Annotated in this window: 25 protein-coding genes; 16 read left to right on the top strand and 9 right to left on the bottom strand. The window is 55.4% G+C overall.

The window, feature by feature from the left end; all coding sequences use genetic code 11:
- Window positions 1-60 precede the first annotated feature (60 nt).
- Window positions 61-1,299, top strand: a complete 1,239-nt coding sequence (locus RTX30_RS20170; protein WP_312692165.1) for an O-antigen ligase family protein — start codon at window positions 61-63, stop codon at window positions 1,297-1,299.
- Between the two features lie 19 nt (window positions 1,300-1,318).
- Window positions 1,319-2,071, top strand: a complete 753-nt coding sequence (locus tag RTX30_RS20165) for a glycosyltransferase family 25 protein (protein ID WP_312692162.1) — start codon at window positions 1,319-1,321, stop codon at window positions 2,069-2,071.
- 55 nt (window positions 2,072-2,126) lie between these two features.
- Here the strand turns inward: RTX30_RS20165 and RTX30_RS20160 are convergent, their stop codons facing one another.
- Complete coding sequence (locus RTX30_RS20160) at window positions 2,127-2,501, bottom strand: hypothetical protein (RefSeq protein ID WP_312692159.1); 375 nt, start codon at window positions 2,499-2,501, stop codon at window positions 2,127-2,129.
- A gap of 146 nt (window positions 2,502-2,647) precedes the next feature.
- On the opposite strand from RTX30_RS20160, the gene RTX30_RS20155 reads away from it, so the two are divergent.
- The 4 genes from RTX30_RS20155 to RTX30_RS20140 are packed head-to-tail and all read left to right on the top strand — an operon-like array spanning window position 2,648 to window position 5,656.
- Entirely contained in the window at window positions 2,648-3,193 is a 546-nt protein-coding gene (locus RTX30_RS20155; protein ID WP_312692156.1) for a peroxiredoxin, read from the top strand.
- A 32-nt stretch (window positions 3,194-3,225) separates the two neighbouring features.
- Window positions 3,226-4,458 carry a thioredoxin family protein gene (locus RTX30_RS20150; RefSeq protein WP_312692153.1) on the top strand — a complete coding sequence of 411 codons (1,233 nt, stop codon included), beginning with the start codon at window positions 3,226-3,228 and terminating at the stop codon, window positions 4,456-4,458.
- A 9-nt stretch (window positions 4,459-4,467) separates the two neighbouring features.
- Complete coding sequence (locus RTX30_RS20145) at window positions 4,468-5,031, top strand: sigma-70 family RNA polymerase sigma factor (protein WP_312692150.1); 564 nt, start codon at window positions 4,468-4,470, stop codon at window positions 5,029-5,031.
- Complete coding sequence (locus RTX30_RS20140; RefSeq protein WP_312692147.1) at window positions 5,018-5,656, top strand: DUF1109 domain-containing protein; 639 nt, start codon at window positions 5,018-5,020, stop codon at window positions 5,654-5,656. Before RTX30_RS20145 ends, RTX30_RS20140 begins: the two co-directional genes overlap by 14 nt.
- Here RTX30_RS20140 and RTX30_RS20135 read toward each other — a convergent pair.
- The 6 genes from RTX30_RS20135 to RTX30_RS20110 form a co-directional block, all read right to left on the bottom strand.
- Window positions 5,653-6,723, bottom strand: a complete 1,071-nt coding sequence (locus RTX30_RS20135) for an ABC transporter ATP-binding protein (protein WP_312692144.1) — start codon at window positions 6,721-6,723, stop codon at window positions 5,653-5,655. The genes RTX30_RS20140 and RTX30_RS20135 overlap by 4 nt on opposite strands.
- Complete coding sequence (locus tag RTX30_RS20130) at window positions 6,716-8,485, bottom strand: iron ABC transporter permease (protein ID WP_312692142.1); 1,770 nt, start codon at window positions 8,483-8,485, stop codon at window positions 6,716-6,718. Before RTX30_RS20130 ends, RTX30_RS20135 begins: the two co-directional genes overlap by 8 nt.
- An 88-nt stretch (window positions 8,486-8,573) precedes the next feature.
- Complete coding sequence (locus tag RTX30_RS20125; RefSeq protein WP_312692140.1) at window positions 8,574-9,662, bottom strand: ABC transporter substrate-binding protein; 1,089 nt, start codon at window positions 9,660-9,662, stop codon at window positions 8,574-8,576.
- A gap of 246 nt (window positions 9,663-9,908) precedes the next feature.
- The gene (locus RTX30_RS20120) at window positions 9,909-10,277 is read right to left on the bottom strand and encodes a DUF3592 domain-containing protein (protein WP_312692138.1); all 369 of its coding nucleotides are present in this window, start codon (window positions 10,275-10,277) and stop codon (window positions 9,909-9,911) included.
- Window positions 10,278-10,314: 37 nt separating this feature from the next.
- Window positions 10,315-10,704, bottom strand: coding sequence for a DUF3592 domain-containing protein (locus tag RTX30_RS20115; RefSeq protein WP_312692135.1), 390 nt, complete (start codon window positions 10,702-10,704; stop codon window positions 10,315-10,317).
- Between the two features lie 30 nt (window positions 10,705-10,734).
- Window positions 10,735-11,124: a DUF3592 domain-containing protein gene (locus RTX30_RS20110; protein ID WP_312692132.1), complete on the bottom strand. Its 390-nt coding sequence runs from the start codon at window positions 11,122-11,124 to the stop codon at window positions 10,735-10,737.
- Window positions 11,125-11,268: 144 nt separating this feature from the next.
- Between RTX30_RS20110 and RTX30_RS20105 the strand changes: the two genes are divergently transcribed.
- The 5 genes from RTX30_RS20105 to phnE (RTX30_RS20085) all read left to right on the top strand — a co-directional run bounded on the left by RTX30_RS20105 (window position 11,269) and on the right by phnE (RTX30_RS20085) (window position 15,493).
- Entirely contained in the window at window positions 11,269-11,718 is a 450-nt protein-coding gene (locus RTX30_RS20105; protein ID WP_312692129.1) for a hypothetical protein, read from the top strand.
- Window positions 11,719-11,841: 123 nt separating this feature from the next.
- Window positions 11,842-12,684, top strand: coding sequence for a phosphonate ABC transporter ATP-binding protein (gene phnC / locus RTX30_RS20100; RefSeq protein WP_312692126.1), 843 nt, complete (start codon window positions 11,842-11,844; stop codon window positions 12,682-12,684).
- A gap of 35 nt (window positions 12,685-12,719) precedes the next feature.
- On the top strand, window positions 12,720-13,661 hold the full coding sequence (gene phnD / locus RTX30_RS20095) for a phosphonate ABC transporter substrate-binding protein (protein ID WP_312692123.1): 942 nt from the start codon (window positions 12,720-12,722) through the stop codon (window positions 13,659-13,661).
- 81 nt (window positions 13,662-13,742) lie between these two features.
- Entirely contained in the window at window positions 13,743-14,615 is an 873-nt protein-coding gene (gene phnE / locus RTX30_RS20090; protein WP_312692120.1) for a phosphonate ABC transporter, permease protein PhnE, read from the top strand.
- A complete protein-coding gene (gene phnE / locus RTX30_RS20085) occupies window positions 14,612-15,493 on the top strand; it encodes a phosphonate ABC transporter, permease protein PhnE (RefSeq protein WP_312692117.1) in 882 nt (293 codons plus the stop codon). The genes phnE (RTX30_RS20090) and phnE (RTX30_RS20085) overlap by 4 nt, the downstream gene beginning before the upstream one ends.
- Here phnE (RTX30_RS20085) and RTX30_RS20080 read toward each other — a convergent pair.
- Entirely contained in the window at window positions 15,480-16,151 is a 672-nt protein-coding gene (locus RTX30_RS20080) for an HAD family hydrolase (protein ID WP_312692114.1), read from the bottom strand. The genes phnE (RTX30_RS20085) and RTX30_RS20080 overlap by 14 nt on opposite strands.
- Window positions 16,152-16,299: 148 nt before the next feature.
- On the opposite strand from RTX30_RS20080, the gene RTX30_RS20075 reads away from it, so the two are divergent.
- The 5 genes from RTX30_RS20075 (at window position 16,300) to RTX30_RS20055 (ending at window position 22,802) form a co-directional block, all read left to right on the top strand.
- Window positions 16,300-17,226 (top strand): aminoimidazole riboside kinase, encoded by a 927-nt coding sequence (locus RTX30_RS20075; RefSeq protein ID WP_312692111.1) that lies wholly within the window; start codon window positions 16,300-16,302, stop codon window positions 17,224-17,226.
- Window positions 17,227-17,390: 164 nt separating this feature from the next.
- Window positions 17,391-18,908, top strand: a complete 1,518-nt coding sequence (locus RTX30_RS20070; protein ID WP_312692108.1) for a carbohydrate porin — start codon at window positions 17,391-17,393, stop codon at window positions 18,906-18,908.
- A gap of 77 nt (window positions 18,909-18,985) precedes the next feature.
- On the top strand, window positions 18,986-20,356 hold the full coding sequence (locus RTX30_RS20065) for a sucrose-specific PTS transporter subunit IIBC (RefSeq protein ID WP_312692105.1): 1,371 nt from the start codon (window positions 18,986-18,988) through the stop codon (window positions 20,354-20,356).
- Window positions 20,356-21,765, top strand: a complete 1,410-nt coding sequence (locus RTX30_RS20060) for a sucrose-6-phosphate hydrolase (RefSeq protein ID WP_312692103.1) — start codon at window positions 20,356-20,358, stop codon at window positions 21,763-21,765. Before RTX30_RS20065 ends, RTX30_RS20060 begins: the two co-directional genes overlap by 1 nt.
- Window positions 21,766-21,794: 29 nt before the next feature.
- The gene (locus RTX30_RS20055) at window positions 21,795-22,802 is read left to right on the top strand and encodes a substrate-binding domain-containing protein (RefSeq protein ID WP_312692100.1); all 1,008 of its coding nucleotides are present in this window, start codon (window positions 21,795-21,797) and stop codon (window positions 22,800-22,802) included.
- A 4-nt stretch (window positions 22,803-22,806) separates the two neighbouring features.
- On the opposite strand, the gene RTX30_RS20050 is transcribed toward RTX30_RS20055, so the two are convergent.
- Window positions 22,807-24,075, bottom strand: coding sequence for a lipase family protein (locus RTX30_RS20050; protein ID WP_312692098.1), 1,269 nt, complete (start codon window positions 24,073-24,075; stop codon window positions 22,807-22,809).
- Window positions 24,076-24,420: the final 345 nt, after the last annotated feature.

The raw sequence follows: 24,420 nt of genomic DNA, 5'->3' as shown, positions 1-24,420 counted from the left end.
TATTCTGATGCTACATTTTTGTTTCTAATCAGTAAGATGAATACATTTAAAGAAGGCATTATGGAAAAACCAGCAACTATGGCAAATATCGAGAAATACGTTTATTTGCTCGCATTTGCACTCCTTGTTTTAGTGCTGCCAACGGGGTTTCTTCACGAAAAAACAGCGCGGATCCTCTTCTACTGGAGCGGTTATCTCTCCGCGACAGGCCTGCTGCTTAACCTGGCGATGAAACAGTGGACCCGCGATAAAAATGCCCTCGCCCGGCTGTTTATGCTGTTGACGTTGCTTTTTGCCGTGTGGTCGGCGCTCTCATCCTGGATCAGCCACGATCCCTCATCAGAGTTGCTATTTACACCGGCGAAACGCTGGTTTATTGCCTCAGCGATTGCCTGTTACCTGATAAGCTTTAACCGCCATTTACCTGCCGATACGCTCAGAAAAACGACCCTCGCAGCGATGACGGTCGCCTTTGTTGCTGCAAGCGCTTACGGCATTTATCAGGGCATTACCACGCAGGATCGCATCTTTTTGGGCATTAACCGGGCAACGTTAACCGCATATGCCTACAGCGCATTTGCGCTGGCGTACTCGTCACTACTGATCAGCACCCTGCAGCACCGCGCTAAATATGTGCTTCAGGCGTTGCTGTTAATTATTTCCACGTATGTCGTGATCCTGACCCAGACCCGCGCCGCGATTGTCATCCATCCCCTGCTTGGCCTGATGTTGCTCGCGGTGTCGATGTATAAAGACAAGCTGCTGAGCGTCAAAATTATCCTTGCCGCCTGCATCGCCCTCGTGGCGGTGGTCGCAGTTAACCATAAAATGTTGACCGCCCGACTCGACTCAACGCTGCAGGATATCCAGGCATATAACAATGGCTGGGACTACACCTCGTTAGGGGCACGCTTCAGCATGTGGAAGGTGGGTATTGTCGCCTTTAAAGAGTCGCCGCTGGGTCAAAGTGAGTCGCACCGTAATAACGCCATTACGCAATATCTGGCGGAGAAAAATATAAAATCCAATGCGGCAGATTATTTGACCATTCACTTACATAACGAATTTATTCAGTATGCCTCGCTGTTTGGTGTGTTTGGTATTCTTATTTTAGCGTTCTTTTATTACTCATTGATTTGCAAAATCAGCACGCCAAAAGTGGTGGGGCCGGTGGCGCTGGCCTCATTCTCAGCCTTATTGTACGGCGCGACAGATGTGGTTCTGACCTCGATTGAATATGTTGTGATCCTCTCAACGACGCTGACATTGAGTTACCTTGTTATGGCACACAGAAAATAAAAACAATAATGGTTACGGAATGAAAACCTATATTATTAGCCTGAAACACTCAGAGGAGCGGAGACGGTCAGTCTCCGCGCAGGCCAGCGAATTACAGCTGGATTATGCGTTTATTGATGCCGTTAACGGCCGGGATATTCCCGCTAACGTTCTGGGATTTTTACGAAAAAAAGAGAGTTACGCTATCACGCCTGGCGAAATTGGCTGTTCTATGAGCCACCTTCTGGCCTATGAAAAGTTACTGAACTCGGCAGATGAACATGCGCTGATCCTCGAAGATGACGTGCTCATCCCGGCGGATATAAACGAGCGACTGGCCCGGCTGGCGGCGCATATCAAGGGCGATAAACCCTATGTATGCCTGCTCTCAAAGGTAAACCAGTACTGTAAAAAACCGCTTATGCTGCTGGCAGAGAAAGATGCTCTGCACCATGTTTATAACGCCGCTTTCTCTCATGCGTACGTTATTAACAGAAAAGCGGCTAAAAACCTGCTGGATAACCTGTTCCCGGTCTGGTGTGTTGCCGATCAATGGTCAACGTTTAAAGACTTCGGGCATATTCATCTGCTGGGGGTCATTCCGGCATGTATTAATACCCACCCGGAGTATGAAAAAATCACCACTATTGCCGATCGCGACGGTGACGCCATACAGCAGCAGAAAAAGCAGGCCTGGAAGCATATTTACGCCAACAGGCCCCTCAAGGAAAAGCTGAAAAAAGCCGCACATCTGTTATTAAGACGGCCCTTTATAAAAATCGTCAAACACTGACGCATCGCCGTAAAAAACCCGTCTGCTGGCGGGTTTTATTTAGTGTACTCAGCCATTACGTCGTGCTACGGCGCTTCTCCTGCGCCGCCCTGACCAGAGCCTGATGCAACTGCCCAACGCTAAGATCGCGGATTACCGGTTCAGGAATACCGCGCAGCCACCCAATCAAACGCCCGATACCCAGTAGATCCAGGCCTTCGCCGCCAAACAGATACTCGTTTTCCCCCAGCGAGAAGGTCTTGCGGTACCCCTCCTCTTCCGTACAGAGCACCACATCAAAGGCGTCGGCGATCTCCTCCAGCAGATCAACGCCATCGTAACCGGTGACGCCCAGATCGGCTTCCAGCCAGGTATTCTCATGAATGGGTTGACGCCGGCAGCCCGTGAACTCGCGGATAAAGTCAATCACCTGAGGCAAGGAAGGTTCCATTTATTCAGCACCGTTGTTGTGGCTTTGATTAATACTTTATCAGCATAGCGCGGAGCGCAATTTTTTTTACCCGCCGCGAAACTTTCCCTGGCCTGCCAGCGAACTGTAGATGTGTGTTAATGACCTTAAGCCAACTGGAGCGCAACATGACACCAAAACTCGTTCTTAGCCTGACTACCGCCGCTCTGCTGAGCGTTGCCACTGCCCATGCTGCCCTGCCCGCAGGCGCACAAGCGCCGGACTTCACCCTGCAAGGCGCGCTGGCGGGTAAACCGTTGACCTTCTCCTTGCAAAAGACCCTGCAAAAAGGCCCGGTGGTGCTCTACTTCTTCCCGGCGGCATTCAGCAAGGGGTGTACCATCGAAGCCCACGCTTTTGCAGAAGCCACCGACGATTTCAAAAAACTGGGTGCGACAGTCATTGGCGTAACCGCCGGGAATCCCGATCAGGTGGATGCGTTTTCTAAGCTGGAATGCCGCGACAAGTTCACCGTCACTGCCGATCCTGGCGCGAAAGTGGCCGCCCAGTACGAAACACTGATGCAGATGAAAGGCAAAACGCTCTCCGATCGCACCTCATTTGTGATAGCGCCCGATGGCAAGATCCTGCTGAGCTACACTGACAGAAATCCGGAAACGCATATCCAAAAAACGATGGAAGCGGTGAAACAGTACGCCAACACGCATTCGTAATGCGCCATGACTAACCCGATCAGAGAATCACTATGCTGACCGCCATGCTCGCCGCCTTCGCTGGCGGCATTATTCTCAACTTAATGCCCTGCGTATTCCCCATCATTTCGTTGAAAGCGCTGGGCCTGTTACGCCATACGCAAAACCCGGCGCAGGTGCGTAAAGAGGGGATTGGCTTCCTGCTGGGAAGCGTGGTAACCATGATGATCCTCGCCGGGATCTTGCTGGCACTGCGCGCAGGCGGCACCGCTGTCGGCTGGGGATTCCAGCTCCAGTCACCGCTGGTGATCGCCTTTCTGGCACTGGTGATCCTCGGCGCCGCGCTGAACCTGCTCGGCGTGTTTGAAGTGGGACTTTCTCTGCAACGCGCCGGCGAGATCCCGCTGGAACGGGGCGCATTTCTTCGCGCCGCGCTGACCGGGGCGCTTTCCATTATCGTCGCAACGCCCTGTGCCGCGCCGTTTATGGCTGGTGCCATTGGCTACGCGCTGGTGCAGCCGCCCGCCGTGGCGCTGGCTGTCTTCTTTGCCCTGGCGCTCGGTTTTGCTGCGCCCTTTAGCCTGATTTCGCTATTCCCGGCGCTGGGTAAATGGCTGCCGCGTCCTGGTGCCTGGATGGCGACGCTCAAACGCGGGCTGGCCTTCCCCATGTTTGGCGCCTTCGGCTGGCTGGTATGGGTTCTGGCGCAACAGGCTGGCACTACCGCGCTGGCGGCGATCCTCGCGGCGGCGGTGGTAACGAGTTTTGCTGCCTGGTTGTACGGCATGGCGCAACAGCGCCGCTTTGCCGGGCGCGGGTACAAAGTGCTGTTTGCGATCACGGCTGCCTTGCTGTTGGCCGCGATTGTGCCGCTGCCGTCTGTGGTGAACACCCGTGCGCCGCTTGCTGCTGCGCAAACCGCACAGCATGTCGACGAAGTGAAATGGTCACCGCAAACCGTCGCCGAAAATCGCGGTCACGGTAAGGCGATTTTTGTTAACTTCACCGCGTCCTGGTGTATCACCTGCCAGGTGAATGAGCGCACCTCGCTCTCCACGCAGACGGTAAAAGATGCGCTGGCACAGACGGGCGCACTCTACATGGTTGCCGATTCGACCAAATTTAATGCTGACATTGATGATGCGCTCAACGACCTGGGACAGGGCAGTCTGCCGCTGTATGTGGTCTACCCGGCAGATGGCAGCGCGCCGAAAATTTTGCCGCAGGTGCTAACGCCCACCATTGTGGTCAATGCGTTGACTGAGGCCAGCGGGAAAAAAAGCTAAAGGCGGAATATGGAGAAAGCTCAGGCAGCGCGTGATGAATGGCCGCAACTGATGGCACTGGCGCAAGCGGGCGATCAGCAGGCCTACACCCGGCTGCTTAAAGCGCTGGTCCCGGTGATCCGCTCGCTGGCGCGTAAACAAATCGCCGATGAGGTGCTGGTGGAAGATGTCATTCAGGATGTACTGCTGACCGTGCACCGCATCCGCCATACCTATGATCCTACTGCGCCTTTTTTGCCGTGGCTGGTCGCTATTGCGCAGGCTCGCGCCGTCGATGCGCTGCGTAAACGCGGGCGGCGCGAGCAGCGGGAGACGTCTGGTGAAAGCGACATTACCCAGGTGCCGCTGTATGTCACCTACCTTGAGCAACAGCACTCGCATGAGGAGCTTGCGGCACTGCTAAACCAGCTACCGGCACGCCAGCGGCAGGTGATTGAGCTTGTTCATTTGCGCGAGATGAGCCTGTCGGAAACCGCGAGCCGCAATAATCTGACGGTATCCGCCGTCAAGTCGTTGCTGCATCGCGCGTTAACGCATCTTCGTCGGTTGGGAGCCCATCATGGCCGATCATGACCTGTTAATCGAAAAACTGGGCCGCGCGATAACGCCCGTAACGCGGCCGTGGTTGCCACACTGGCGCGTGATAGCCTGGATCGCTACGGCACTTCCTTGTGGGATTGCCGCCAGCGTATGGCTTAATCGTGCCCATACCGACTGGTCGCAAGCGGGCGCAGTGTGGTCAATATTGCAATTACTGCTGACGTTTAGCGCCGGTACGCTGGCGGTACGGAATGCCTTTCTGCTGAGTATTGCCGGGCAGCGCCCGTTAAGCTGGAAATGGTTCGCGATGCTGGCCAGCCTCTGGCTAGTCAGCACGCTGCTGAACCTGCATCTGCATCATGCGCCACGGATTGCAGGCCACGAGGAGGAAACGAACTGTTACCTGTTTATGGTGGTCGTCAGTGCGCCGATGGTGGCGCTGGTGATTGGCTATTTGCGCCGCACCCGCACGTTATTCCCCGCACGCAGCCTCGGTGCAGCAGGCACGGGCGTGGCCTGCATGGCGCTCACGCTTCTGTCATTATGCCACCCCACGCATATCAGCCTGGCAGATTTGCTGATGCATATTGCGGCCACAGCCACCATTGTGGCTGTGACCATCGTGCTGGGCTACAAGTGGGTGTCCCTGGCAGATTAGCGTTTCGGGAAGATCCATAACTGATCTTCTGGGAGCACAACCCGATAGTTTTGCGGGTTGCGTTGCTGTGTGCCGTAAACGCGGATCACAAAGTCATCGCCCGCGGTGCGGAACAAATATTCCCAGCGATCGCCAAGATACATGCTGGTCAGCATTGGCAGTTCCATCGAATTATCCTGCGGTGCGTCCACCAGCCGCAGGTTTTCGACACGGATCACTGCCGTTGCCTCCTGACCCACTGTCACGCCAGTTCCGGCCAGGCCCCACAATGACCACTTCGCCCCTTCAATGCGCGCCCTGCCATTCGAGACATCCGTCACTTTGCCGTGTAGCCGGTTGTTGCTACCCATAAACTCGGCGGTAAACAGCGTCGACGGCGAACCGTACATCTCCTGCGGTGTACCCTGCTGTTCAATCACACCGTTGTTCAACAGCAGGATGCGATCCGAAATCGCCATCGCTTCGTTCTGATCGTGCGTCACCATCAGCGCCGACAGCCCCAGCCGGATGATCAGTTCACGTAAAAAGACGCGCGCTTCTTCACGTAATTTGGCGTCGAGGTTAGAGAGCGGTTCGTCGAGCAGGATCACCGGCGGGTTATAGACCAGCGCGCGACCAATGGCGACACGCTGCTGCTGCCCACCGGAAAGCTGATGCGGGTGACGCTTGCCCAGATGCCCCAGCCCTAACTGGTCGAGCACCGTCTGCGTCCGTTGGGTAATTTCAGCCGACGGCACTTTTCGCAGCTTCAGCGGATAGGCCACATTCTCAAAAACCGTTTTGTGCGGCCACAAGGCGTAAGACTGAAATACCAGCCCAAGGTTGCGCTCTTCTGCCGGGATCTCACTGCGCGGCGTGCCGTCGTAAACAATGTTACTGCCGATGGTAATCCGCCCCTGGCCTGGCTTTTCCAGCCCGGCCACCGCGCGTAATAACGTGGTTTTGCCGCTGCCAGAAGGGCCAAGGAGCGACACCACCTCACCGCGCTTTAACTCCATTGATACCCCTTTCAGCACCGGGTTATCACCGTAGGTCAGATGCAGATCCTCTACCGATAGCTCAATCATGTAATTTCACTCCAAAGCGCAGGGCCACACCAAGACCAATGACCACCAGAAGAATATTGATAAATGACAGCGCGGCGACAATATCAATTGCCCCCGCCGCCCACAGCGACACCAGCATCGAGCCGATGGTTTCCGTGCCAGGCGACAGCAGATACACCCCGGTGGAGTATTCGCGCTCAAAAATCAGGAACATCAACAGCCAGGAGCCAATCAGGCCATAACGCGACAGCGGTACCGTAACATGGCGGGTGACCTGGCCGCTGGTTGCCCCGGTGCTGCGCGCCGCCTCTTCCAGTTCCGGCCCCACCTGCAATAAGGTCGACGAGATCAGCCGCAGGCCGTAGGCCATCCACACCACGGTGTAGGCCAGCCACACGCTAAAGATGGTGTTACGCAGTGAACGCAGCCAGACAATCAGGTTTTCCCGCAGCCACTCCGCCACCGGTAATGACGACAGCCAGCCGTTCTTCAGCGACTGATCGAGCCACATCGGCAGAAACAGGAACACCCACAAAAATGCCAGCCCGGCCAGCAACCCAGGTACTGCGCGCGGTACCAGCACGCTGTAATCCAGGAAGCGCGTGACATGATCCTGTTTACGGTGCATGGCAATGCCAACAAACAGATAGCAAACGACCGCCAGCGCACCGCCAAACACACCAATCGCCATTGAGTTAACAATCGCGCGCAGTAAATTGGGCTGCTGCCAGATATTGCGGAACGTATCCAGCGAAACTTCGTCCCACAACGAAACGCCTACTCCCCAGTTCGAAATAAACGCCCGCAGTACCACGCCAATCAGCGGCACGCCAATAGTGACCGTCAGCCAGGCCACCACCACTGCACCGGCGACCCAGCGCCATTTCCCCAGCGGCAATGCCCGCGCCTGCGAAGCTTTGCCTTTCATGGTGACAAAGCGGTTAGCAGTACGCATCAGGCGGCGTTGCAGCATGACCAGCGGAATGGTGATGCAGATGAGCACCACAGCAACCGCTGCCATCAGGTGATAGGACGGGGTGCCGAGTTTATTGGTCAGCTTGTAGAGATAAGTCGCCAGCACCATGTTGCCTTCGGGATCGCCGAGCACCAGCATCAGGCCAAACACTTCAAGCCCGAGGAAAAACAACAGCACGCAGGCGTACAAAATCGACGGGCGTACCATCGGCAGGCTCACGGCTGTCATCACCTGCAGCGGCGAAGCGCCAACCGTTCGGGCGGCTTCTTCCACATCCGAACTGACGCTTCGCAGCGCCGACGAGATATAGAGATACGCATGGGGCACGTGGGTCAGCCCGGCAATCACCACAATGCTGAACATTGAGTAAATGTTCCAGGGCACAAAACCGATAAGCTCCTCCGCCCAGCGCGAAAAGAAGCCCACCGGTCCGGCAGCCACCACATAACCAAACCCCAGCACCATTGGCGAAACGAAGATCGGCACGAGGATCAGCGGCTCAATAAAGCGACGCCCGGGTAAATCGGTGCGCACCATTAAAAATGCAAGGATGCCGCCGAGCGGAATGGCAATAAACACCAGGCCAAATGCCAGAATAAACCCGGACTTCAGGGCGAGGAAAAAATCAGGATCGGTAAAAATAAAGGCGAAGGATTCGAGACTCAGCTCTTTTGAGCGGGCAAAAAACGGCGCGGAGAGAAAACTCTGCACCACAATAAATAACAGCGGAATATAAATAACCAACGCGGTGATCAGCACGATCACGCCACGCGGCACCCCCTGCCACTTTCTGCGCAATGTATTCATTGGTCATCCCTTTGGTCAGGTCTTTCCGGCAAACCAGTCAGGCGATGAAAAGGGGGCGCGCTAACGGAACGCGCCACCCGTACGGCCATTATTTGGCGGCAGCCGCACGCCATTGTTTAATAAATTCCAGACGCTTTTTCGGTTCCAGATACTCCAGCAGCGACTCATCCACATGGATAGGCTTCAGCGCATCGCCGAGCATTTTGGTCATGCCATCAATATCGTTCTTGCCTTCTATGTCGTTACGCAGAGAGGGAATGTCAGCCTGGTTTGCCAGAATGCTTTGCCCTTTTTCGGAGAGCACATAATCAAACCACAGTTTGGCAGCATTGCTGTGTTCCGCTTCGGCGCTGATAAACGACACGCGGGAAAGCACCAGGATGTAATCTTTCGGGTAGGCAATACCCAGTGAATTATCCCCTTTCGCCCGCGCTTCAGCGTAAGAGCCGAGGATGTTATAGCCGATCAGGTTTTCGCCGGAGGAGACGCGCTCCATCATGGTACCGGTAGAAGACTGCACCGTGAGTCCGCCCTTCGCCACGTCCGCCAGGCGGGTAAAGTACTCTTTATCGAATTTACGATCTTCCACCGCCAGCATGAAACCCAGCCCGGATTTTTCAATATCGTACGTCGTGACTTTGTTTTTAAACTTGTCGGCCTGACCAGCGATTAATTTTGCCAGCGCGGCGTGCGAGTCCGGGACATCGCCCTGTGGGATCAAGCGTTTATTGTAAATAAACACCACCGGTTCATAGGTGGTGCCATAGGCTTTATTCTGCCACACCGCCCATTTGGGTAATTTGCCCACTTCCGGGGAGGCATATTCATCGGCGTAATCCGTCGCCAGTTTTAATGCGGTGTCCATCGACGAGCTCCACACCACATCGCCGCTGCCGCCGCCAGAAGCCTGCTCGCTCAAATAACGGTTGTAGAGTTCGGTACTGTTCATGTCGTTATATTCAACTTTAATGCCCGGATATTGCGCCTCAAAGCCCTTGATCAGCGGCCCTGCGGCTTTGGTATCCGTGGTGGAATAAATAACGACCTTGCCCTCTTTGGTACCGGCATCAATAATTTTTTGGTAATCCGCCGGGTAGCCCTGCGGTACCGCAGCCAGCGCAGTGCCGGAAAAAAGCAGAGCCAGCGCAGCGACCAGAACATCTGTTTTCTTATCCATGAACAATCCCTCGGTATCATTTTTTAAACACAAATTTAACATATAGTCTGTGATCCGCCTGATGCAACGCAGTGGCTTGTTTTTTCCCACTTTTGTGACGCTGGCGTAATTAAAATTCAGGCTGTTGCAGTGCGAGGACATAAAGCGCCTTAACGCGCCGGATGACGGGGAAAAACAGCGTGAATCGCACGCCAGGAGAGTGCGAAAGGCGTGACAGGCGCGGTTACGGCGAAGGGTACGGCGGGGTTAATCCCCTAAAATTAACGGACGGTCATATAAGATAATGTGCTGCGGGTTTTGCGGATCGTACTTCACGGTCGTGCCGTTGCCCTCGGCAAACCGCACAATTTCACTGCTGGTCAGATGCTCAAACACGCTCGCCTGCACCACCAGCCCTTCTCGGGTTCTGAAACGCAATACCAGTTCACAGTAGACAGTGCGCCTGTCCATCCAGTTGGTGCGCTTAAGGGCAATAATATCGGCATTCGCGCCAATGCCATGTTTGTGCACATGCGCGTCAATACACAGCTGGCGGATCCAACGCGCTAACTTGTAAAGCCCAAACAGCAGCACTGCGGCGAGCCCAATCATGAAAATGACCTGAATAATGTCCATATCTCTGTTCTCGTTTTCTACCGTTATACGATAACGATTATTCGCCCAAAATCAGCGGTCGATCGTGGCGATATAACGCAATGCGTTTTGGATCAGCAGGATCGTATTTCAGTGCTGCAACATGACCCGGGGTGTACCGTATAAAACTGTCCCTGTCCAGCGCCCGTTCCAGGCTCGACTGTACCTCGACGCCTTCGCGGGTAATAAATTTAAAGGTCAGGCGATACACCGGATCTTCACCGTCAATCATCCCGGTCTTGCTGCGGTGAATGATTTCCGCATTCACGCCAATACCGCTTTTAAGCACGGCGGATTCCATTCTGAATTGCCGAAAACCCGGCATAATCATCGAAATCGCCTGGCGAAGCACAAACGCGATCAACAGGCCAAAGAAGAGTAAGAACAGAACTATCCAGCCCAATTCCATGCGCCCTCCATGAAAGATATCGTTCGGGGATTAATCGCCCAGGATCAGGGGCCTGTCATTATCATATAAAGCAATGCGCTTTGGGTTTTTCGGATCATACTTTAACGCCACCCCATTGCCTGGCGCATAACGCGTAAACCCCTCCATATCCAGCGCCCTGTCTATGCTTGATTGTACTTCGACACCTTCGCGAGTTTTGAATTTTACCGTGAGCCGGTACACTGGCATATCTGCGTCTATCAACGCTGTTTTGCTTCGGTGGATAATATCCGCATTGACGCCGATACCGATCTTCATTACCTGAGCTTCAACAAACATCTGTTTGATGTAGCGCCCAAAGGAAGCATAAAAGCCCTTCATGATGAGGATAACCACCACAGCAAAAAAAAGATAAAGAATATACCTCCAGTCAAATTCCATCTTATTATCTCCGGACTCGTACACGCTTTAAAAACAACGGCGGGGCGTCGTTAATAGTCATAAAAAGGTACAGCATACTCGCTTTATCGGAGCTCCTGATGAGAATATTCTGAAGCTCGTCGCTTATCGGAAATGGAATAAAGAATGCGTAAAGCCAATAACGTCTCACTTGTTACTACGCGCGATGCTACTGACTTCCGGCAAGCCCAATCGGCAGTATTGATCGCCGAGGAGGTCACAAACATTACCGTTCCCGGTCTGTTGCTCGAAGCGGCAATCCAGGTTGATGACACTCGCTATCTGCTGTGTCTGACCGATGACGTTATATATGAAGAGTCTCTGACCATTGCGCTCATTGATATCCGCCACGGCGTGCTGGAGATAGTGCATATTGGCCAGATGTGGGCGACGGGCTTTTTCGAGAATTTGATTGTCGACGCTGCGCATATCCGCTTTCGTTTTCTTGGCGAGGGCGAATGGGTGGTGAAAATAGCCTCTACGCCGCGACTGCGGTTGCCTTTCTTTTCCGATCCGCCGGGAGTAACGCGTTCACCCGGCTTACGAAAATATCTTTCTATCGAATACAGAAAATAACCCCGACGTGCCTGCCTGCGTTACGACACCGTGACGTTCATTATTTGTTCGTCTTTTCGTCATAAAACGATCATCCCCTGTCCCCTTAATGGTCGCCAGTTTACTGAAAAAACCGGAAGACCTATGAACAGCGCATTGGCAGAAATCTCTGAAGACCACTTTTCGTCTGTGCAAACCTTCAACACGGTGCCGAAACAAAAAGTGCTGAGCGTGCAAAACCTGCGTAAAGCCTATAACGTGCACCAGACGGTGCTGCACGACATCAGTTTTGATTTGCACCGCGGTGAAATGGTCGGCGTGATTGGCCGCTCCGGCGCGGGCAAGTCCACCCTGCTGCACGTACTGAACGGCACCCACAGCGCCACGTCTGGCGAGATCCTCAGCTTCCCGGAAGTGGGGACGCCCCGTGATGTCGCACACCTGAAAGGCCGCGCACTTAACCAGTGGCGCAGACAGTGCGGCATGATTTTTCAGGACTTCTGCCTGGTGCCGCGTCTCGATGTGTTGACCAATGTCCTGCTGGGTCGCCTGAGCCAGACCTCGACGCTGAAGTCCCTGTTTAAAGTGTTCACCGATGAAGACCGCGCCAAAGCCATTGCATTGCTTGAGTGGCTGAACATGCTGCCGCATGCCTTGCAGCGTGCGGAAACCCTCTCCGGTGGCCAAATGCAGCGCGTGGCGATTTGCCGGGCGCTGATCCAGAACCCCTCAATTTTACTGGCCGACGAGCCGGTCGCTTCACTGGATCCCAAAAACACCTCGCGCATTATGGGCGTACTGCGGGAAGTGAGCGAACAAGGCATTAGCGTGATGGTGAACCTGCACTCCGTCGAGCTGGTAAAAGAGTACTGCACCCGCGTAATCGGCGTGGCGCAGGGGCGGATTGTCTTTGACGATCACCCTTCCCGGCTGACGCAAGACGTGTTGCAGGTTCTTTATGGCGATGAAATAAGCCAGTTGCATTAATTCTTCCTTCCAATGAGACAACACAGGCAATGACAATGAAAAAGCATATTTCTGGTGCATTACGTTTCTCTGCATTGATGACAGGTTTACTGCTGGCGTGGCAGGCACCGGCGGCTGAGCAGCCGAAAGAGTTGAATCTGGGGATCCTGGGTGGGCAGAATGCGACCCAACAGATTGGCGATAACCAGTGTGTGAAAACGTTTCTCGATAAAGAACTGAGCGTGGATACCAAACTGCGCAACTCGTCTGACTACTCTGGCGTTATCCAGGGGCTGCTGGGGGGCAAAGTCGACGTGGTGCTGAGCATGTCGCCCTCGTCTTATGCTTCTGTTTATATCAACAACCCGAAAGCCGTTGATATCGTCGGTATCGCGGTTGATGACAAAGATAAATCCCGTGGTTACCACTCGGTAGTGATCGTCAAAGCCGACAGCCCCTACAAAAAACTGGAAGATCTGAAAGGCAAAGCATTTGGCTTCGCCGACCCGGACTCCACTTCCGGTTATCTGATCCCGAACTACGCGTTTAAACAGAAGTTCGGCGGCAACCCTGACAATAAATACAATAACTTCTTCTCCAGCGTTACCTTCTCCGGAGGCCATGAGCAGGACATTCTGGGCGTGCTGAACGGCCAGTTCGAAGGGGCGGTGACCTGGACGTCGATGGTCGGTGATTACGATAGCGGCTACAGCGTTGGGGCATTTAACCGCTTGATCCGTATGGATCACCCGAACCTGATGAAAGAGATCCGTATTATCTGGGAATCGCCGCTGATCCCGAACGGCCCGATCCTGGTGAGCAACAGCCTGCCGGCAGATTTTAAAGCCAAAGTCGTTACCGCCATTAAGAAACTGGATACTGAAAACCACGCCTGTTTTGTAAAAGCAATGGGCGGCACCCAGCATATCGGCCCCGGCAGTGTTGACGACTATAAGCAGATTATTGAGATGAAACGCGAGCTGGTTACCGCCCGCTAATTCACGGTTTCTCTCTTTCGCCAGCCCCTGCGTAAAAAACAGGGGCTTTTATTCGATTGTCATCAGGATCGACCGCAACGCATGAACATGTCGAATATGCAGTTTGAGCACTACTACCAGCAGGTCAGAATGCGCCAGAAGCGCGATACCGTGACCTGGTCTTTGCTGCTGCTGGCGCTCTATTACGCCGCCGGCCAGGCAGCGGAGTTTAACCTCGCCACCATCTGGCACTCGCTACCGAACTTTATGGATTACATGCTGGAAACCGTGCCGACGCTGCACTGGCCGGTGCTGTTTGCCGACAGCCACACCAAAGGGTCGCTGGCTTACTGGGGATACCGTCTGCCGATCCAGTTGCCGCTTATCTGGGAAACGCTGCAACTGGCGCTGGCCGCCACGTTACTCTCCTTCGTCGTGGCTGGGGTGCTGGCGTTTCTGGCGGCGGGTAATACCTGGTCGCCCCCTGCCGTGCGTTTTGCTATTCGCGCACTGGTGGCGTTTTTACGCACCATGCCAGAACTGGCGTGGGCGGTTATTTTTGTGATGGCGTTTGGCATTGGGGCGATACCCGGTTTCCTGGCGCTGGCGCTGCACACGGTCGGTAGCTTGACCAAGCTGTTTTACGAAGCGGTCGAGAGTACGCAGGATAAACCGGTACGCGGGCTGGCCGCCTGCGGGGCTACGCACCTGCAACGTATCCGCTTTGCCCTGTGGCCGCAGGTGAAACCCATTTTCCTCTCTTACGGTTTTATGCGACTGGAAATTAACTTCCGCTCCTCTACCATTCTGGGGCTGGTTGGCGCGGGCGGTATCGGCCAGGAACTGATGACCAATATCAAGCTCGACCGTTATGACCAGGTCAGCATCACACTGCTGTTGATCATTATTGTGGTGTCGGTACTGGATACGCTCTCTGGCCGTTTGCGTCAGTGGGTACTGGAGGGCAAAAAATGACAAGCTGGCAAACCGTACCGAACGTGGCGCTGAGCCGTAAATTGAATAAAAACCTGTTCCAGGCCCAGGGGCGTTACCTGCGCCGTCTCGCGCTGATCGCACTGGCGGTCGCGCTTTATTATCTTTGGTTCTTTATGCAGTTTGGCATTCCAGTTGATCAGGCACTCAACGGTATGCAGCAGATTGGGCGCTACATTTTGCGCATGTTCGTCTGGCATGATTTCCTCAACTGGCCCTTTGCCTACTACTTCACGCAAATTGGCATTACGCTGGCGATTGTTTTCGCCGGAACCTTAACCGCCACGGTGTTTGCCCTGCTGCTGTCGTTCCTCGCCGCACGCAACATTATGAAAGGCGGCGTGCTGGCGACGGTGGCATTTTTCATGCGCCGTTTATTCGACATCCTGCGCGGAGTTGATATGGCGATTTGGGGGCTGATTTTCGTGCGGGCTGTCGGGCTGGGGCCGCTCGCCGGGGTGCTGGCGATCATTATGCAGGACACCGGATTACTGGGTCGCCTGTATGCGGAAAGCCACGAAGCAGTGGATCGCGCCCCCGGGCGTGGGTTGACGGCAGTCGGCGCGGGCGGTTTACAGAAGCACCGGTTCAGTACGTTTACCCAATCTTTTCCGACTTTTCTCGCGCTGAGTCTGTATCAGATTGAGTCCAACACCCGTTCGGCTGCGGTACTGGGGTTTGTTGGCGCGGGGGGGATCGGGCTGATTTATGCCGAAAACATGCGCTTATGGAACTGGGATGTGGTGATGTTTATCACCGTGATCCTCGTGGCCGTAGTCATGCTGATGGATGCCGCGTCAGCCTGGCTGCGCCGACGCTACATTACCGGTAAATCAATCGCGTTATTTAAACCGGAGTAAGCTGCCAGTTGAGCACCGGCCAGTGGCGCTGCGCGCCCTGCGCTGCCAGCTTCTGGCATGGATTCACCAGGTAAACGTGATCGGCACGCTCACACAACGGCAGGTCGTTGATTGAATCCGTATAAAACGTCAGCGGCCCGCCATATTGTGGATGACGTGCTAGAAAGTCCTCGAGACAGGCGATTTTGCCTTGCTGGTAGCTCGGTGTCCCGTCAATCACGCCGGTGTAACGCCCGTTATCGGTTTTCACTTCCACGCCAATGGCGTGCTCAATCCCCAGCACCGGAGCGATAGCTTTCACCAGTAAACCCACCGATGCCGAGATAATCAGCATCGGTTGCTGCTGCGCCCGTAACCGCTCAATCAGCGCCCGTGCCTGAGGGTAAATGCGCGGAGCTATCTCTTTTTCAATGCACAGCGCAACCATACGATCCACCAGCGCGACAGGAATATCGGCCAGCGGCGACAGCGTTAATGCCACATACTCATGCAGATCCATTTCGCCGCGAGCGTAATCCTGCATCATCCGCTCTTCATGCAGCAGATAGTCCGGGTTAATGACAAAGCCTTCCTGCACCAGGTAGCGACTCCAGAGTGTGCTGCTGTCGCCGTGAATCAAGGTGTTATCGAGATCGAAAACATAAAGCGGTTGCGACATATGCCCCTCCATTTGGTTGATAAACAGACGTTCAGCATGCATAAAAAAGATGACAACTTAAAGATGTTACGCAGAAAGCAGAGAACGACATTGATTTGCTAAACCGTTTTAGTTAATTTTTAGCAATACTTTTTATCGGGAGAATAGCATGTCAGCTCGAGTCTGGTGTCTGGGAGACGCCGTGGTGGATTTACTGCCGGAAGGGGCAGGACGCCTGATGCAATGCCCTGGTGGCGCACCGGCGAATGTCGCCGTCGGCGTGGCGCGTTTACAGGGAAACAGTGGGTTTATTGGCCGCGTCGGGGATGATCCCTTCGGTCGCTTTATGCAACACACGCTGGCCAGCGAACAGGTAAACACCGACTTTATGGTCACCGATCCGGCGCAGCGCACCTCGACAGTGGTGGTTGCACTGGACGATGAAGGCGAGCGTTCTTTTACGTTTATGGTGCGCCCCAGCGCCGATCTGTTCCTTGAGACACAGGATTTACCCGCCTTTCATGCCGGGGAGTGGCTGCACTGCTGCTCAATTGCACTGGCGGCAGAACCGTCGCGCAGCACGACCTTCAGCGCCATGGAGCGCATCCGCAAAGCGGGTGGCTTTGTCAGTTTCGACCCCAATATCCGCCACGACCTGTGGTCAGACCCGGCCCTGCTTCGCCAGTGCCTGACGCGCGCTTTCGCGCTGGCCGATGTGGTGAAACTTTCCGAAGAGGAGCTGCTCTTTTTCAGCGGCTCCACGCACATCGAACACGGCATGCAGACACTGGCCGAACAGTATGCTATCCCGCTCGTGCTGGTGACGCAGGGTAAAGATGGCGTACTGGCCTGGCACAACGGCAAACCGTACCACTACCCAACGGTACCGGTAGTCAGTGTCGATACTACTGGCGCGGGCGATGCCTTTGTCGCGGGTTTGCTGTGGGGGCTGGCGGCGTATGGCCTGCCGGATAGCGAAACGACGCTGACGCAGCGGCTGGAGACGGCTCAAACCTGCGGCGCACTGGCCACCACCGCAAAAGGAGCGATGACAGCCCTGCCTTACCCTCATCAGCTTACTGAGCAATTGGCCTGAATTTACCGGGCGTATCGCTTCGTTTTGCGAGCCGTCTCACATTCACTAAACCGGTTTAGCAAATTTGATTGCCTCGGTAATTTCACCGTGATTATGATTTGCAACCTAAACCGGTTTAGCAAAATAACTCTGTGATGATGGCTCTTCCTTAGGGATGCAAAACGATGAAAAAAAGCACGCTCGCAATAACCCTTGGTTTGATTTTAAGTTCTGGCTCTGCCTGGGCCGCCGATCCCAGCACGAGCAGTATTGAAGCGCGCCTGGCGGCGCTGGAACAGCGCTTGCAGGCAGCAGAGCAGCGCGCGAGTGCCGCTGAAACCCGCGCACAGGCTGCAGAAAAACAGGCGCAGCAACTGGCTGCCGCACAGCAAAAAACGCAAACCACCACTACACAAGTGGAGCAGCGCACTGCGAAACTGGAGCAGAAATCCAGTGACGAAGGCGGCTTTGAATTTCACGGCTATGCACGTTCAGGCCTGCTGATGAACAACTCCGCCGCCAAAACCCAGGGCGGTCCAACGGTCACGCCCGCAGGAGAAACCGGCGGTCACGTAGGTCGTCTCGGTAACGAGCCGGATACCTATGTGGAGATGAACCTCGAACATAAACAGACCCTGGCCAACGGAGCGACTACCCGCTTTAAGGTGATGCTCGCCGACGGCCAGAAAACCTACAACGACTGGACGGCCTCCTCCAGCGATCTCAACCTGCGCCAGGCTTTCACCGAAATCGGCCACCTGCCCAGCTTTAGCGGTGCGTTTAAAGACTCCACCGTCTGGGCAGGTAAACGCTTCGACAGGGATAACTTCGACATCCACTGGATTGACTCCGATGTCGTCTTCCTCGCCGGGACAGGGGCGGGTGTTTATGACATGAAGTGGAGCGATAATGCCCGCAGTAACATCTCGGTGTATGGCCGCACATTTGGCGATATTGAGAACAGCGAAAACACCGCGCAAAACTATATTCTGTCGTTGAACAACTTCTACGGCCCGGTACAGTTGATGGTCAGCGGTATGCGTGCCAAAGATAACGACGATCGTCTGGATTTGGACGGCAACAAAGTGAAAGGAGATGCGGCCAACACCGGTGTACATGCCCTGCTCGGCTTGCATAACGACAGCTTCTACGGCCTGCGCGAGGGGTCAGCGAAGACCGCGCTGCTTTACGGTCACGGCCTGGGCGCAGAGGTGAAATCTATCGGTTCTGATGGCGCGTTGCTGTCGGATGCCAACACCTGGCGCCTGGCGAGCTACGGCATTACCCCGCTGGGCGGTGGCTGGCATATTGCGCCGGCACTGCTGGCGCAGAGCAGTAAAGATCGCTACGTCAAAGGCGACAGCTACCAGTGGGCGACTGCTAACCTGCGCCTGATTCAGGGCATTACTGAAAACTTCGAAATGCAGTACGAAGGTAGCTATCAGTACATGGATCTACGCCCGGAAGGCTATAACAGCCGTAACGCCGTGAGCGGCAGCTTCTACAAACTCACCGTCGCCCCGACGCTGAAAGCCAGCGATGTGGGTGAATTCCTGAAACGTCCGGAAATTCGCCTCTTCGCCACCTGGATGGACTGGGATCACCGTCTGGATAAGTATGCCAGCGATGATGCCTTTGGCAGCAACGGCTTCAAAGCCGGCGGCGAATGGAACTTCGGCGTACAAATGGAAACCTGGTTCTGATGAGGCTGGCTCCTGCGGGGTGCAGGAGCCGTCTCTCGCCTGGTTGACACCACAAAAACGATAAGACAGAGGTTTTTATGGATTTTGCACAAATTTCCCGGTCGCTACTGCCGTTACTGGGTGGCAAGGAGAATATCGCCAGCGCCGCGCACTGCGCCACGCGTCTGCGCCTGGTGCTGGTCGAGGATGCCAAAGCGGACACCGCCGCCATCGGCAAAGTGGACGGCGTAAAAGGCTGTTTTCGTAACGCCGGACAGTTGCAGATTATCTTTGGTACCGGCGTCGTCAACAAAGTCTACGCGGCGTTTATTGCCGAAGCGGGGATCAGCGAAACCAGTAAGTCAGAAGCCGCCGATATCGCCGCACGTAAGCTGAACCCGTTCCAGCGTATCGCCCGTTTGTTGTCGAATATTTTCGTACCGATTATTCCGGCGATTGTCGCTTCTGGTCTGTTAATGGGCCTGCTGGGTATGGTGAAAACCTACGGTTGGGTCAACCCGGATAACGCACTCTATATCATGCTCGACATGTTCAGTTCGGCGGCGTTTATCATTCTGCCGATCCTGATTGGTTTTACCGCTGCCCGTGAGTTCGGCGGTAACCCGTACCTAGGCGCAACGCTGGGCGGCATTCTGACTCACCCGGCGCTGACCAACGCCTGGGGGGTGGCGGCTGGTTTCCACACCATGAATTTCTTCGGCATTGAAGTGGCGATGATTGGCTACCAGGGCACCGTTTTTCCGGTCCTGCTGGCAGTGTGGTTTATGAGCGTGCTGGAGAAGCAACTGCGTCGTGTGATCCCGGATGCGCTGGATCTGATCCTGACGCCATTCCTGACGGTGATCATCTCCGGTTTCATCGCCATGCTGATTATCGGCCCCGCCGGACGTGCGCTGGGCGACGGCATCTCCTTTGTGCTCAGCACGCTGATCGCCCATGCCGGCTGGCTGGCCGGGTTGCTGTTTGGCGGGCTCTATTCAGTGATTGTCATCACCGGCGTGCATCACAGCTTCCACGCTATTGAAGCCGGGCTATTGGGTAATCCCTCAATCGGCGTAAACTTCCTGTTACCGATCTGGGCGATGGCGAACGTTGCTCAGGGCGGCGCCTGCCTGGCCGTGTGGTTTAAAACCAAAGATGCGAAAATCAAAGCGATCACCCTGCCGTCGGCGTTCTCTGCCCTGCTCGGCATTACCGAAGCTGCGATTTTCGGTATCAACCTGCGCTTTGTTAAACCGTTTATTGCTGCGCTGGTGGGCGGAGCCGTGGGCGGGGCCTGGGTGGTGTCTGTGCATGTTTATATGACTGCTGTCGGCCTGACCGGCATTCCGGGCATGGCGATTGTGCAGGCCAGCTCGCTGCTTAATTATGCCATCGGCATGGTTATCGCATTTAGCGTCGCCTTTGTGCTCTCATACCTGCTGAAATACAAAACGGACTCTGAATAATGGCTGAAAAAAACCTGCTCCCTGCCATGTTACAGGCAGTGATGAAAGGCCAGCCCAGGGCGCTAAAAGACAGCCATTACCCCGGCTGGCACCTTGCGCCCACCACCGGGCTGCTCAACGATCCGAACGGTTTCATTCACTTTGGCGGGCGTTACCACCTTTTTTACCAGTGGAATGCGCTGGGCTGCCAGCACCTGCACAAAGGCTGGGCGCACTGGAGTTCGGACGATCTGCTGCACTGGCAGCATGAACCGGTGGCGCTGTTGCCGGATCAAGAGTATGACCGCAGCGGCTGCTACTCGGGCAGCGCGGTGGATAATAACGGTGTGCTGACACTCTGCTACACCGGCAATGTGAAGTTTGATGACGGTACGCGTACCGCCTGGCAATGTCTGGCGGTGCAAAACAGCGAAGGCGGCTTCGATAAGCTTGGCCCGGCGCTCCCCTTACCGCATGGCTATACCGGGCATGTGCGCGATCCCAAAGTCTGGCGGCATGGCGAGTACTGGTACATGGTGCTGGGGGCGCAGGATCTGCAATTGCAAGGTAAGGTGCTGCTGCTGCGTTCCGAAAATTTATGGAACTGGCAGAACCTGGGCGAAGTCGCCGGAAGCGGACTCGGCGGTCTGGATGCAGCGGGTTATATGTGGGAATGCCCGGACATGTTCGCCCTCGACGACCACACATTTCTTATCTGCTGCCCGCAGGGTCTGGCACGGGAAGAGAAGCGCTGGCTGAATACCTATCCGAGCGCCTACCTGAGCGGCCAACTGGATTACGCCAACGCGCGCTACCTGCACGGCGGGTTTAGCGAGCTGGACAGTGGGTTTGAGTTTTATGCCCCGCAAACCACCCTGACTGCAGACGGGCGTCGCCTGCTGGTGGGCTGGATGGGGGTACCGGATGGCGAAGAGATGCTGCAACCTACCGTCGCCAATGGCTGGATCCACCAAATGACCTGCCTGCGCGAACTCACCTCTCGCGATGGCAAACTTTTGCAACAGCCGATTGTTGAGTTGCAGGCGCTGCGCGGTGAAGAGCAGAGCTGGCAGGGCACGGCCGATCGCCTGCCCGCGCTGGATGCACAACGTCTTGAACTGGTGCTGGAGTGCGACGCCGGGGTGACGCTGGATTTTGCCGGTACGCTGATACTGCAGTGGCACCAGGACGAACTGCGTCTTGCGCGTCGTAGCCTCGAAACGGGCGAGTGGTTGTACCGCTACTGGTGCGGTAATACCCGGAAATTGCAGATTCTGTGCGATCACTCCAGCGTTGAGATCTTTATTAACGATGGCGAAGGTGTGATGAGCAGCCGCTACTTCCCTGAGCATCCGGCGAAATTAACCCTGTCAGGCGACGCAGAAGTACGGGCACGCTACTGGTCGTTACGTTCTTGCATGGTAGAATAAGTGCTTGTTTCATTAACCGATGCAAAACCGTGAGAAAAACAAAACGCGTTACCATCAGTGATATCGCCGCGCTGGCAGGGGTGTCAAAAGCCACTGCCAGCCTGGTGCTTAACGGCCGGGGTAAAGAGTTGCGGGTGGCGCAGGAGACACGCGAGCGTGTCCTGACGATTGCCCAGCAGCATCATTATCAGCCGAGTATTCACGCCCGCCTGTTGCGCGAAAACCGCAGCCATACGTTGGGGCTGGTGGTGCCGGAAATTACCAACTACGGTTTTGCCGTTTTTTCTCACGAGCTGGAAAACCTCTGCCGCGAAGCGGGCCTGCAACTTCTGATCTCCTGCACTGACGAAAACGCCAGTCAGGAAACCGTGGTGGTTAACAACCTGGTGGCGCGTCAGGTCGATGGCCTGATTGTCGCTTCCAGCATGCAAAGCGACAGCGACTACGTGAAGCTCAGTGAACAGCTGCCAGTGGTGTTGTTTGACCGCCATATCAATGAAACGCGCCTGCCGCTGGTGATCACCGACTCGCTCACCCCTACCGCCGGGCTGGTGGAACGCCTGGCACGGGCCAATCCTGACGAAATCTATTTTCTTGGCGGCCAGCCACGTTTGTCACCGACTAAAGATCGCCTCGCCGGGTTTATGCAAGGGCTGGAACGCGCCGGCGTCACGCCGCGCCCTGAATGGATTATTCACGGCAATTATCACCCCAGCAGCGGCTATGAGATGTTCGCCGCGCTGTGCGCCAGGTTAGGCCGCCCGCCGAAAGCGCTGTTTACCGCCGCCTGTGGTCTGCTGGAAGGGGTGCTGCGCTATATGAGCCAGCACCATCTGCTGGAGAGCGACATCCACATTGCCAGCTTTGACGATCACTACCTCTATGACTCACTGTCGCTGCCGATTGATACCGTGGAACAACATATCCCACGCCTGGCGCAGGACTGCTTCGACATCATCACGCAGATGATTGAGGGCAACGAGCCGACTTCGCCGCAGCGCATTTTGCCTGCAACGTTGCGCTGGCGGCACCCGTAAGGCCTCAGCGGTTGAACGGTATTCCCTTCAGCGGCTGTTGCGGTTCGCCTGGCGCGAGCAATGAACCGCAGCTGTTTTGCTGCGGGGAGTGCGCCATTACCTCACGCACAAAGGCCAGTTCATCGCCAAATGCCACGTTCACCGTGCCGTTGTGGGTAATGCCGGGATAGGTTTTCCACTCGACGGCATTCCCCCCGGCGCACAGCGCGGCGACAGCGGCATATTGATGATGCGGAGCCAGTGTGTGATCAGCCAGCCCGGTGGCGGTAAAGAGCGGCGCAGGAAATAGCTTCACGGGCATATCCGTCACCGGCAGCAGGGCGGCATCCACCTGGCGTGAACCGCCGATAAACGCCTTCGCGCCGGTGATGTTCTCGCGCCGTTCATATTTCCCCAACTCTGGCATACAGGCCGTTCTGGCGAGAGCCAGCATCTTCGCCCCCGGCTCAGTTACCCATTTATCGGCCTCGGGGGCACCGTCCGGCAGCGATCCGCCGATCAACCGCAGTAACGTAAAACGCGCAGGATCGCGCTGACCAGGGCGGGCATGGCCAGGTTTGATGGGGCCATCCGGAAAGGTGGCGACAATTCCTGTGGCGATTGTCGCGCGCAGCTTCAGTTCGGGTGCATAGTCTGGCGCAATCAGGCTCGCCCCGAGCGATGCACCGGAACCTTGCGATTGCCCGCTGATCACCAGGTTATTGGCAACCTGCTGCGGCCAGGTTTGCCGGGCCGCGCGCACGCTGTCGAGCACCGAACGCCCTTCCGCCTCCCAGTTCATATAGGGGTGTGGGCCTGGCCCACCGAGTCCCTGGTAATCGGTCGCAACCACAACAAAGCCCTGCTTAAGCCATTGATTGATATAGTTTGCATCGCGCGGGGTGGGGTTGGTCCATGAGGGCGCGCAGGCATCGGCGACGCCCAGCGTCCCGTGCGCCCACGCGAGCACCGGCCAGCCACCGGCGGGCGGCTCTCCTTTCGGGAACCAGACAGCACCACTGACCGGGACAATGCCTGCATTCCAGCGTTTATCTTGCGAGGTATAAAGAATGCGTTGCGTTTGCCCGGCATCGGTGATGCCAGGCGAAGGTGGCTGAGGCTCTTCGCGCAGCATCACGCCCGGTTGAGAGGGCAGCGCGCTGTCCCAGATATAAAACGGCGAAAGCGACTGGTCGCCCACCGCCGCTCCCACAGGCAACGCATGACTCCATGCGTTTGCACCACTGGCCCACGCCGTCAGCCATGCTGCCAGCACCCATAATATGTTTTTCATCGTCCGGCAAACCTCAGGTTATTCTCTGATTAATAACAAGGTATTTCAGGCCAGTAAACGCATATGTTTGTAATAATTCAACCGAAAAGTGCGAGTGTTTTATTCAACACGAAGCGTGACGTTATTTTTAAAATATCGCCAGAAAATTTCAAATAATAATGACGCAACGATATATCGCTAGACCACAATAATGATTTTTCCAACCATCCGGGCGATTTATTCATTATTGATGTGTTTTTTGTGAATAATCACGCATATCCGTAAGTCAAATGCCCGTCAATATCAAACATAACATCATGATAGTGTGTAACTTTTGCATAAACACACAACAACCCTTGTGCTGAT

Source organism: Kosakonia sp. (assembly GCF_032052965.1).
Lineage (GTDB): Bacteria > Pseudomonadota > Gammaproteobacteria > Enterobacterales > Enterobacteriaceae > Kosakonia.
Note: the sequence above shows the minus strand (reverse complement) of the source record. Positions and strands in the feature narration are given on the sequence as shown.

Bases quoted from the DNA above. Each gene is read 5' to 3' on its own strand.
- RTX30_RS20170 (WP_312692165.1), top strand. From the start codon at position 61: ATGGAAAAACCAGCAACTATGGCAAATATCGAGAAATACGTTTATTTG.
- RTX30_RS20165 (WP_312692162.1), top strand. From the start codon at position 1,319: ATGAAAACCTATATTATTAGCCTGAAACACTCAGAGGAGCGGAGACGG.
- RTX30_RS20160 (WP_312692159.1), bottom strand. From the start codon at position 2,501: ATGGAACCTTCCTTGCCTCAGGTGATTGACTTTATCCGCGAGTTCACG.
- RTX30_RS20155 (WP_312692156.1), top strand. From the start codon at position 2,648: ATGACACCAAAACTCGTTCTTAGCCTGACTACCGCCGCTCTGCTGAGC.
- RTX30_RS20150 (WP_312692153.1), top strand. From the start codon at position 3,226: ATGCTGACCGCCATGCTCGCCGCCTTCGCTGGCGGCATTATTCTCAAC.
- RTX30_RS20145 (WP_312692150.1), top strand. From the start codon at position 4,468: ATGGAGAAAGCTCAGGCAGCGCGTGATGAATGGCCGCAACTGATGGCA.
- RTX30_RS20140 (WP_312692147.1), top strand. From the start codon at position 5,018: ATGGCCGATCATGACCTGTTAATCGAAAAACTGGGCCGCGCGATAACG.
- RTX30_RS20135 (WP_312692144.1), bottom strand. From the start codon at position 6,723: ATGATTGAGCTATCGGTAGAGGATCTGCATCTGACCTACGGTGATAAC.
- RTX30_RS20130 (WP_312692142.1), bottom strand. From the start codon at position 8,485: ATGAATACATTGCGCAGAAAGTGGCAGGGGGTGCCGCGTGGCGTGATC.
- RTX30_RS20125 (WP_312692140.1), bottom strand. From the start codon at position 9,662: ATGGATAAGAAAACAGATGTTCTGGTCGCTGCGCTGGCTCTGCTTTTT.
- RTX30_RS20120 (WP_312692138.1), bottom strand. From the start codon at position 10,277: ATGGACATTATTCAGGTCATTTTCATGATTGGGCTCGCCGCAGTGCTG.
- RTX30_RS20115 (WP_312692135.1), bottom strand. From the start codon at position 10,704: ATGGAATTGGGCTGGATAGTTCTGTTCTTACTCTTCTTTGGCCTGTTG.
- RTX30_RS20110 (WP_312692132.1), bottom strand. From the start codon at position 11,124: ATGGAATTTGACTGGAGGTATATTCTTTATCTTTTTTTTGCTGTGGTG.
- RTX30_RS20105 (WP_312692129.1), top strand. From the start codon at position 11,269: ATGCGTAAAGCCAATAACGTCTCACTTGTTACTACGCGCGATGCTACT.
- phnC (WP_312692126.1), top strand. From the start codon at position 11,842: ATGAACAGCGCATTGGCAGAAATCTCTGAAGACCACTTTTCGTCTGTG.
- phnD (WP_312692123.1), top strand. From the start codon at position 12,720: ATGAAAAAGCATATTTCTGGTGCATTACGTTTCTCTGCATTGATGACA.
- phnE (WP_312692120.1), top strand. From the start codon at position 13,743: ATGAACATGTCGAATATGCAGTTTGAGCACTACTACCAGCAGGTCAGA.
- phnE (WP_312692117.1), top strand. From the start codon at position 14,612: ATGACAAGCTGGCAAACCGTACCGAACGTGGCGCTGAGCCGTAAATTG.
- RTX30_RS20080 (WP_312692114.1), bottom strand. From the start codon at position 16,151: ATGTCGCAACCGCTTTATGTTTTCGATCTCGATAACACCTTGATTCAC.
- RTX30_RS20075 (WP_312692111.1), top strand. From the start codon at position 16,300: ATGTCAGCTCGAGTCTGGTGTCTGGGAGACGCCGTGGTGGATTTACTG.
- RTX30_RS20070 (WP_312692108.1), top strand. From the start codon at position 17,391: ATGAAAAAAAGCACGCTCGCAATAACCCTTGGTTTGATTTTAAGTTCT.
- RTX30_RS20065 (WP_312692105.1), top strand. From the start codon at position 18,986: ATGGATTTTGCACAAATTTCCCGGTCGCTACTGCCGTTACTGGGTGGC.
- RTX30_RS20060 (WP_312692103.1), top strand. From the start codon at position 20,356: ATGGCTGAAAAAAACCTGCTCCCTGCCATGTTACAGGCAGTGATGAAA.
- RTX30_RS20050 (WP_312692098.1), bottom strand. From the start codon at position 24,075: ATGAAAAACATATTATGGGTGCTGGCAGCATGGCTGACGGCGTGGGCC.